The following is a 9056-nucleotide window of genomic DNA, read 5'->3' as shown; positions in this document are numbered from 1 at the left end:
CAGGCCCCAGCTCTCAGGCCTCAGGCCTCAGGCCTCAGGCCGCCAACCCTCGACCCTCTCTCCCCCCCGTCACACCCTCCCCCACGTATGCCGATCCCTCGCCATCGCATGCAACGCCTCCACATCCGCCGGCTTCAACACCCCGCCCGCCCTTGCCAGTCCGGACAGTTCCGTGTCCTGGAGTACTCGGACCTCGCGGAGCGGAGTCGTGATCGTGACGGTCGTCGGGCCGGAGAGGGCGAGGACCGGGTGGACCTCGGCGGTGAGGGCGTAGGAGGCGCGGGCCGCGTCGGAGCGGACTCGGCGGAGCAGGGGGAGGGGGTCGCGGCGGCCCAGGGTGACCATGGGGTCGGCGATCTGGACGCGTTGTTTGCGGGCGTACAGCGTGTGCAGCGCGAAGAGGCCACCCGGACCGATCACCAGGTGGTGGAGGCGGTCGCCGCCGGGGAGCGGGATCGAGTGGAGGGCGTGCCAGCCCGCGCCGTCGAGGTCGTCCAGTGCCTCGCCCACCGACTGTTCCGCGATCAGGGCGCGACGGCGCTGGTCCGGGCGGAGCCGGTGCTGGGGGCCCGGGTCGCGGTCGAGGGCCACGTGGAGGGCCTCGCCGGGGCGGTTGGGGGCCAGGTCGTCGTCCGGGTGGAGGGTCAGACGAGCCAGTTCCGCCGGGGTCGGCACCGGTGGTGGGCCCACCGTGACGGGGCCGGTGAGGAAGGGGCCGAGGGCGTGCAGCACGTCCTCTCTGCTGTCCTCGCTGAGCAGGTTGATCCGGCCCGCCTCCCGGTCGTACCAGGCGACGTTCCTTCCGTCCGTGTGACAGACGTACAGCCGTTCCTGACCATGGCGCCAGGTCGGTACGATGCGCAGTCCGCTCATGCACCATCACCCCTCGACCATGGGAACAGGCGGGGTGCTCAAGGGGCAAGAACCCGGTTACCTTTGGGTCAGTCGCTGGGGCTTGGGGAGGCGCCGTTGCGGACGCGCAGGAAGCAACCCGACGTACCCGCTCCGGACAGTCCGTGGAGCGAGATCACGCCCGGTCTGTGGATGGGCGGGCACGAGTTCAGGGGGCGCTCGGGGCAACTGGAGTTCGCGGTGGTGCGGGACGAGTTCGATCTCGTACAGACACTGCTGCGGCTGCCGGGGCACGGGCCGGACAGCGGTGTCGAGCACCATGTGTGGCCGATTCCGGACGGGCCGCTGGACGGGACGCAGCTCGCGGGCGTGATGCGGCTGGCCGTCGCCGCGTGCGACGCGCTGGACGCGGGACGGAAGGTGCTCGTCCGCTGCTATCACGGCTACAACCGGTCGGGCCTGGTCGTCGCCCACGCGCTGGTCCGCCGCGGGTACTCCACCGACGACGCGATACGGCTGATCCGCGCCCGCCGCTCCCCGTGGGCGCTCCACAACGAACTGTTCGTGGAGTATCTGCGGGCGGGCCTGTCCACGGCCCGGCTGCTGGAGGAGCTGGCCGAGTAGGCGACAAACAAGCCAGTGGCCGAGTCGACGGGTCAGCGAGTCAGCGAGTCAGCGAGTAATCGTTTCCCCCGCCCGGCCCCACGTGTGAACAAAAAGGACTTCCGTACGAATAGGGTGTACGGGTCCCCTACCAGCGCCCCCGCAGGAGAGCAGTGCCACCCCGTCGCCCCGTCCGCACCGCCGCCACCGTCGCCCTGCTCCTCGCGACCGTGGCGGCCTGCGGTGACACCGGCGCGCTGCGGGGCGCGGGGGCCACCCCGACGGCGACCAGCCCCGCGCGGCTTTGGCCGAATCTGTCGCCCGCCTCCTCCCCCGCCTACGACTTCGACGAGGCGGACACGGAGACCGTGAAGGGCGTCACCGTCCCGGACGACGACATCCGCAAGGTGGACCCGATCGCCGTCGTACGGGCCGAGATCGCCGCGAACCCGAGTGACTACGACGGCTCCAAGGCGCCGTACCGGGGGACGGCCGAGCGGATCGCCGACTGCGCGGGCGGCACGTACGCGGGGCAGTGCCCCGTCCTCAAGCCCTACTACCGCGACCTCACCGGCGACGGACACGACGACCTGACCCTCGGTTTCCGGCTGCTGCCCACCAAGATGACCGCCGTGCGGGTCTACACCGTCGAGAAGCACCGGCTCGTGCAGGTCATGGCCAACGACGACGCGGTCAGCGGGGTCGAACTGGCCGGGCGTTCGGTGATCATCCGCTCGCCGTCCGAGCTCGCGGGGTACGAGTACCGCGTGCAGTGGACCTGGGACGCCGACCAGAAGGCGATGCTGCTGACCCACGACGAGTTCCTGCGCACGGACGGCCGCAAACACGGAGTCCGGCGCGCGACCCCGGCACCCGTCACCTCGGCGACACCCCTCACCTCGGCGACACCCGTCCCCTCGGCGACGCCGTGACACGGCTCGCGCTGCCCCGCTGGGCCGGGACCCTCGCCTTCAAGTCCGCCGTGTTCATCATCGTGATGTGCTGCGCGCTGGCCGCCCTGCTCGGCGTCCTCGTGCATGTCTCGGTGACCGACCGGACCGTCGGCCAGGCGCGCGGCCTCGCGCTGTCGCGGCTGAAGGAGGCGACGACCCAGTACGAGGCCGGCGACTCCCTCCTGCACGGCGCCGGCGTCGATCCCGCGGACCTGCCCGTGCCGCTACGGCGACTCGCGGAGGCCGGGGAGCGCGGCACGATGGTCGGCAGGCACCGGGGGCATCCCACGATGTGGGCGGCGGGCCCCGCCTCCGGCGACCGGGTGCTGGCCGTCGCGGTCGACTACTCGCAGGGTGCCGACACCATCGCCGGCCTGGACCGGGCGATCGTCTGGTCCTCGGCGCTGGCGATCGGGGCGACCCTGCTGGTCGGCGCGTTCGCGGTGACCCGGGTGACCCGGCGGTTGCACGGCACCGCGCAGGTGGCCCGGCGGATCAGCGCCGGTGACCTGGACGCGCGGGTCGACGACCCCCGTACGAAGGACGCGACCCTGCCCCAGGACGAGGTGGCCGCGGTGGCCGCCGCGCTCGACACGATGGCCTCGTCCTTGCAGGGCAAGCTGCTGACCGAGCAGCGGTTCACCGCGGATGTCGCGCACGAGTTGCGGACCCCGCTGACCGGGTTGCACGCGGCGGCCGAACTGTTGCCGCCGGGGCGGCCGACCGAACTGGTGCGGGACCGGGTCGCGGCCCTCCGTACGCTCACGGAGGATCTGCTGGAGATCTCCCGGCTCGACACCCGGAGAGAGCAAGTCGAGCTGGACACGGAGCAGTTGGGGGTGGTGGCCGGGCGGGTCGTGGGGGCTTCGGGGAGCGGGGCCGAGGTCGTCGTGGTGCGGGACGCGTGGGTGGAGACGGACCGGCGGCGGCTCGAGCGGGTGCTCGGGAATCTCGTCGCCAACGCGCATCGGCACGGGCGGGGACCCGTCGTGGTGACCGTGGACGGGGCGGTCGTGACCGTGCGGGATCACGGGGACGGCTTCCCGGAGTATCTGGTGGAGCACGGGCCGCAGCGGTTCCGTACGGAGGGTGGCGCGACCGGGCACGGGCTGGGGCTGACCATCGCGCTCGGGCAGGCGGAGGTGTTGGGGGCGCGGCTGGAGTTTTCGAATGTGGACGCCGGTGATGGTGGTGGGGCGCTGGCGACGTTGACGTTGCCATCAGAGCGGTAGTTCATCGGGTGCCGGCCGGTGGGGGCTGGTCGTGACCGTGCGGCGGAGCCGCACATCGACACAGCCCCGCGCCCCTAAAAGGCAAGGCCTGCTCGTGTGGGCCCGCGTGACGAGGCGCCCCCGCGCCCCTGTGGGCAGAAACCAGAGCCGTGCTCGTGTGGACCAACATGACGAGGCACCCCCGCCCTCCCCCTCCTAACGTGGCGAATAGTCAAGTTCGCCCCATTTCCTGGAGGTACCCCCATGTCCCTCAGCCTCTCCCTCCGCCGTCTCGGCATAGCGGTGGCCGCCGGCGCCCTCGTGACCGCCGCCGCCGTCACTCCGGCCGTGGCCGACGACGAGTGGGGCGACGAAGACCCGGGCATCAGCCGCCCGGACGACGGCGGTGGCCGCGGCGACTACAACCAGCAGGACGACGAGGGTGGTCGCGGCGACTACCAGCAGGGCGACGACGACGGCCGCGGCGACTACAACCAGAACCAGCACGGCGACCACAACAACAACCCGCGCCGCTACCGGGGCGTCGTCACGGCCAGCGAACTGGCCCTGCGTTCCCGCCCGGACCGCGGCAGCAGGATCATCCGGTACGCCTACCGCGGCGACCGTGTCTCGATCTTCTGCAAGACCAGCGGCTCCAACGTCCAGGGCAACCACCTCTGGTACCTCCTCACGGACGGCACCTGGGCCTGGGGCTCGGCGCGCTACATCGACAACATCGGTCCCGCGCCCCGCTGGTGCTGACGGACGAGACACACTCCCCACCCAAGGCACACAACCCGCACCATTTGGGTAAGTTCCGGACATGACCAACGCCGGAACCACCGTCACAGCGGACCTTCCCACACCCGCTGTACGCCTCCCCCGGTGCCGTGGCATCGAACTCACCCTCATCGTCGTGGCCGTACTCCTCTCGGTGTACGGCTACTGCGCTGTCGGTCTCGCCAAGAACGGCACGGTCCCGCCCGGCGCCGCCGGCTACGGCGCCGGGCTCGGCGTGCTCGCCCTGCTGGCCCATGTCGCGGTGCGGCTGCGGGCCCCGTACGCCGACCCGCTCCTGCTTCCGATCGGGGTCCTCCTCAACGGCCTCGGGCTCGTCCTCATCTACCGGCTCGACCTGGAGACCCCGGGCGACCGCGCGGCCCCCACCCAACTCGTGTGGTCCACCCTGGGCGTGACCCTCTTCATCGTCGTGGTGCTGGCCCTGCGCGACCACCGCGTCCTCCAGCGCTACGCGTACGTCTGCGTGGCCGCCGCGCTCGTCCTGCTCACCCTCCCGGTCCTCTTCCCGGCCGTGAACGGGGCCCGGATCTGGATCCGGATCGCCGGATTCTCCATTCAGCCGGGCGAGTTCGCGAAGGTGCTGCTCGCCGTCTTCTTCGCCGCGTACCTCGCGGCCAACCGCAACGCGCTCGCCTACGCCGGCCGCCGCGTCCGGCGCCTCCAGCTCCCCACCGGCCGCGTCCTCGGCCCGATCGTCGCGATCTGGCTGATCAGCGTCGGCGTGCTCGTCCTGGAACGCGACCTGGGCACCTCGCTCCTCTTCTTCGGCCTGTTCGTGACGCTCCTCTACGTCGCCACCGGCCGCACCGGCTGGATCGCGGTCGGCCTGCTGCTCGCGGCCCTCGGCGCGGTCGCGGTCGGCCAGCTCGAACCGCACGTCCACAGCCGCGTCCTCGACTGGCTGCACCCCTTCGCGTCGATCGACGCGGGCGAGGGCCCGAACCAACTCGCCCAGTCCCTCTTCGCGTTCGCGGCCGGCGGCATGCTCGGCACGGGCCTGGGCCGAGGCCACTCGATCCTCATCGGCTTCGCCGCGAAGTCGGACTTCATCCTGGCGACGGCGGGCGAGGAACTGGGCCTGGCGGGCCTCTCCGCGATCTTCATCCTCTACGGCCTGCTCGTGGAGCGCGGCTACCGGGCGGGCCTGGCGCTGCGCGACCCCTTCGGCCGGCTGCTCGCGGTCGGGCTCGCCTCGATCGTCGCGCTCCAGGTGTTCGTGATCGCGGGCGGGGTGACCGGCCTGATTCCGCTGACCGGCATGGCGATGCCGTTCCTCGCCCAGGGCGGCTCCTCGGTCGTCACCAACTGGGCGATCGTGGCCCTGCTGATCCGGCTCAGCGACTCGGCCCGCCGCCATCCCGACTACGCCATCGAGGTGGCAGCGTGACCGACTCCATGACCCGCCACATCCGCCTGGCGGCGGCCTTCTGCACCCTGCTCCTCCTGGCCCTGCTGGTGAACGCCACCCGCGTCCAGGTCTTCCAGTCCCGTTCCTACGACGACAACATCGCCAACCGCCGCCACACCATCGCCCGTTACGGCCAGCCACGCGGCGCGATCCTCGTCGGCGGGAAACCGGTCACCGGCTCCCGGGACTCCGGCGAGCAGCTCCGCTACGAACGGACGTACAGGGACGGCCCGTTGTACGCCCCGGTGACCGGCTTCGCCTCGCAGGAGTACGGCACGACGCTCCTGGAGCACGCCGAGGACGACATCCTCTCCGGCACCGACCCGATGCTCTCGCCGTTCCCCCTGTGGAACGACCTGACCCGCGCCCAGAACCCGGGCGGCAATGTCGTCACCACCCTCGACCCGGCCGCCCAGCAGGCGGCTTACGACGGACTCGGCACCCGAACGGGCGCGGTGGCCGCGATCGAACCGTCCACCGGCCGCGTCCTCGCGCTGGTCTCCACGCCGTCCTACGACCCCGGTTCCCTCTCGGGCAACGGCCTTACGGCGAACCGCAGTTGGGACCGGCTGAACGCCGACCCGAACAAGCCGATGCTCAACCGGGCGGTACGGCAGACCTATCCGCCGGGTTCGACGTTCAAGGTGGTCACCGCGGCGGCGGCGCTGGACGCGGGGGTGGTGACGGACCTGAACGCGGCGACGAAGTCCCCCGACCCGTACCCGCTCCCCGGCACCTCCACGACCCTCACGAACGAGGGCGACGGCTGCGTGGACGCGCCCCTGCGCTCGGCCTTCGAGTGGTCGTGCAACACGGTGTTCGCGAAGCTGGGGGTGGATGTGGGCGTGCGGGACATGAGCGGCACAGCGGAGGCGTTCGGCTTCAACGACACCGGGGTGCGGATCCCCTTCTCCGTCTCCCCCAGCACCTTCGACACCACCCTGGACAAGGCCCAGTTGGCGCTGTCGTCGATCGGGCAGTACAACACGCGGGCCACGCCGTTGCAGATGGCGATGGTCGCGGCGGCGGTCGCGAACGGGGGGCAGGTGCGGGAGCCGTACCTGGTGGAGCGGACGACGCGGAGAGGCGGCGAGACGGTCTCGACATCCGGTTCCCGCCCCGTCCGCCAGGCGATGCACCCCGCAACCGCCGTACAGATGAAGGAACTCATGGAAGACGTGGTCACCGAGGGCACCGGCACGAACGCGGCGATCCCCGGCGCCACGGTCGGCGGCAAGACCGGCACCGCGCAGCACGGCATCGGCAACTCCGGTACGCCGTATGCCTGGTTCGTGTCCTGGGCGCAGGGCGAGCGGGACCTGGAGCCGAAGGTGGCGGTCGCGGTGGTGGTGGAGGACGCGTCGGCGGACCGGTCGGACATCAGCGGGGGCGGGGACGCGGCGCCGATCGCGAAGGCGGTGATGGAGGCGGTGCTCGGGTTGTGAGACGGGGGATGTCCCGGCACGGATGCCCGACCTATCGTTCGGTTCATGACTGAGCCGTTGACAGTACCCGCGTACGAACTCGCCCAGGTCAACATCGGACGCCTCCAATTCCCGCTGGACTCCCCGGAGTTGAAGGACTTCGTGGACGCGCTCGACCCGGTGAACGCCGTCGCCGACGCGGCCGAGGGATTCGTCTGGCGCCTCCAGTCCGACTCCGGCAACGCGACCGACGTCCCCGTCCTCGGCGACGACTGGCTGATCATCAACATGTCGGTGTGGCGCGACACGAACACCCTGACCGCGTTCATGTACCAGGGGCGGCACCGGGAGTTGCTGGCCCGCCGGCGTGAGTGGTTCGAGCGGATGCGCGAGGCGATGACCGCCCTGTGGTGGGTCCCGGCGGGCCACCGTCCCACGGTCGCGGAGGCGGAGGAACGGCTGCTGCATCTGCGGGCGCACGGGCCGACGCCGTACGCGTTCACGCTGCGGACGTCGTTCCCGGCACAGGGGGCGGAGCCGACCGCACCGGTGGACATCCCGGAGGGGCTGGGCTGTTCGGTCTAGGGCCGGCGCCAACAAGTCCCGCGGAGGGGATTGACGAGCTTGCTGACAAGCAGTCTCATAAGACTAGGGGGATGTGACCGCAGGTAACACGCTGACGTGCGAGGTGGGAGAACCATGACGACCCTGACCGAAGCCGACGCGGTCGACGGGCTGCGGGACGCGCTCGGCCTGCTCAAGGACCGTGAGCAGGTGGCCGAGCGGCTGCTCGTCTCCTCCGCCAGGCACTCCTTCGACCCCGACAGGGAACTGGACTGGGACGCGCCCTTCGAGGACGGCAAGTGGTTCTGGCCGCCGGAGCTGGTCTCGCTGTACGGCACCCCGCTGTGGAAGCGGATGGGCGAGGAGCAGCGCATCCTGCTCTCCCAGCACGAGGCCGCGGCGCTCGCCTCGCTGGGCATCTGGTTCGAGCTGATCCTGATGCAGCTCCTCGTCCGGCACATCTACGACAAGGCCGCGACGAGTGCGCATGTGCGCTACGCGCTGACCGAGATCGAGGACGAGTGCCGGCACTCGAAGATGTTCGCGCGGCTGATCTCGCGCGGGGACGCGCCCTGGTATCCGGCGAGCCGGGCCCATCAGAACCTGGGGCGGTTGTTCAAGACGATCTCCACCACACCGGGTTCGTTCACGGCGACCCTGCTCGGTGAGGAAGTCCTCGACTGGATGCAGCGGTTGACGTTCCCGGACGAGCGGGTGCAGACGCTGGTGCGGGGGGTCACGCGGATCCATGTGGTCGAGGAGGCCCGTCATGTGCGGTACGCGCGGGAGGAGTTGAGGCGGCAGATGGTGACCGCGCCGCGCTGGTCCCAGGAGTTCACCCGGGTCACCTCCGGTGAGTTCGCGCGGATCTTCTCCATCGCCTTCATCAACCCCGAGGTGTACACGAACGTGGGGCTCGATCAGCGGGAGGCGGTCGCTCAGGTGCGGGCGAGCGGGCACCGGCGGGAGGTCATGCAGAACGGGTCGAAGAAGCTGACGGACTTCCTGGACGACATCGGTGTGCTGCGGGGTGTCGGCCGACGGCTGTGGAAGGCGTCCGGGCTGTTGGCCTGAGTGCGGAGTGCGACCCGGTGGGGGCTGGTCACGCACCCGCCGGACTACCCTGCACCCATGCCCCCCGCCGCCTCCACCCCCGCCTACCGCCGTCTGAACGTCGAGGAACGCCGCAGCCAGCTTCTCGAAGCCGCCCTCACCCTCTTCGCACACCGCGCCCCCGAAG

At 71.0% G+C, this 9056-nt stretch carries 9 protein-coding genes and 1 pseudogene; 9 read left to right on the top strand and 1 reads right to left on the bottom strand.

Annotated features, from left to right (window positions below; translation table 11 throughout):
• Positions 1-69: 69 nt before the first annotated feature.
• The gene (locus JHN63_RS48780; protein ID WP_200691577.1) at positions 70-873 is read right to left on the bottom strand and encodes a nuclease-related domain-containing protein; all 804 of its coding nucleotides are present in this window, start codon (positions 871-873) and stop codon (positions 70-72) included.
• A 96-nt stretch (positions 874-969) separates the two neighbouring features.
• Between JHN63_RS48780 and JHN63_RS48775 the strand changes: the two genes are divergently transcribed.
• From JHN63_RS48775 to JHN63_RS48735, 9 genes and pseudogenes are all read left to right on the top strand, one after another.
• On the top strand, positions 970-1476 hold the full coding sequence (locus tag JHN63_RS48775; protein WP_200691576.1) for a dual specificity protein phosphatase family protein: 507 nt from the start codon (positions 970-972) through the stop codon (positions 1474-1476).
• Positions 1477-1628: 152 nt separating this feature from the next.
• Positions 1629-2387 carry a hypothetical protein gene (locus tag JHN63_RS48770; RefSeq protein WP_200691575.1) on the top strand — a complete coding sequence of 253 codons (759 nt, stop codon included), beginning with the start codon at positions 1629-1631 and terminating at the stop codon, positions 2385-2387.
• Positions 2384-3640 (top strand): HAMP domain-containing sensor histidine kinase, encoded by a 1257-nt coding sequence (locus JHN63_RS48765; protein ID WP_200691574.1) that lies wholly within the window; start codon positions 2384-2386, stop codon positions 3638-3640. The genes JHN63_RS48770 and JHN63_RS48765 overlap by 4 nt, the downstream gene beginning before the upstream one ends.
• 243 nt (positions 3641-3883) lie before the next feature.
• Complete coding sequence (locus tag JHN63_RS48760; protein ID WP_200691573.1) at positions 3884-4381, top strand: SH3 domain-containing protein; 498 nt, start codon at positions 3884-3886, stop codon at positions 4379-4381.
• 61 nt (positions 4382-4442) lie between these two features.
• Positions 4443-5807 carry an FtsW/RodA/SpoVE family cell cycle protein gene (locus JHN63_RS48755; RefSeq protein WP_200691572.1) on the top strand — a complete coding sequence of 455 codons (1365 nt, stop codon included), beginning with the start codon at positions 4443-4445 and terminating at the stop codon, positions 5805-5807.
• Between the two features lie 8 nt (positions 5808-5815).
• Positions 5816-7273, top strand: coding sequence for a penicillin-binding transpeptidase domain-containing protein (locus tag JHN63_RS48750; RefSeq protein ID WP_200691578.1), 1458 nt, complete (start codon positions 5816-5818; stop codon positions 7271-7273).
• A gap of 45 nt (positions 7274-7318) precedes the next feature.
• On the top strand, positions 7319-7837 hold the full coding sequence (locus JHN63_RS48745; protein ID WP_200691571.1) for a DUF3291 domain-containing protein: 519 nt from the start codon (positions 7319-7321) through the stop codon (positions 7835-7837).
• Positions 7838-7951: 114 nt separating this feature from the next.
• A complete protein-coding gene (locus JHN63_RS48740; protein ID WP_200691570.1) occupies positions 7952-8890 on the top strand; it encodes a diiron oxygenase in 939 nt (312 codons plus the stop codon).
• A gap of 57 nt (positions 8891-8947) precedes the next feature.
• Positions 8948-9056: pseudogene (locus JHN63_RS48735) on the top strand (TetR family transcriptional regulator); the annotation flags it as partial.

Source organism: Streptomyces sp. MBT65 (genome assembly GCF_016612545.1).
GTDB lineage: Bacteria > Actinomycetota > Actinomycetes > Streptomycetales > Streptomycetaceae > Streptomyces.
Note: the sequence above shows the minus strand (reverse complement) of the source record. Positions and strands in the feature narration are given on the sequence as shown.

Excerpts from the sequence above, each read along its gene's own strand:
- JHN63_RS48780 (WP_200691577.1), bottom strand. The coding sequence starts at position 873 with ATGAGCGGACTGCGCATCGTACCGACCTGGCGCCATGGTCAGGAACGG.
- JHN63_RS48760 (WP_200691573.1), top strand. The coding sequence starts at position 3,884 with ATGTCCCTCAGCCTCTCCCTCCGCCGTCTCGGCATAGCGGTGGCCGCC.
- JHN63_RS48755 (WP_200691572.1), top strand. The coding sequence starts at position 4,443 with ATGACCAACGCCGGAACCACCGTCACAGCGGACCTTCCCACACCCGCT.
- JHN63_RS48750 (WP_200691578.1), top strand. The coding sequence starts at position 5,816 with ATGACCCGCCACATCCGCCTGGCGGCGGCCTTCTGCACCCTGCTCCTC.
- JHN63_RS48745 (WP_200691571.1), top strand. The coding sequence starts at position 7,319 with ATGACTGAGCCGTTGACAGTACCCGCGTACGAACTCGCCCAGGTCAAC.
- JHN63_RS48740 (WP_200691570.1), top strand. The coding sequence starts at position 7,952 with ATGACGACCCTGACCGAAGCCGACGCGGTCGACGGGCTGCGGGACGCG.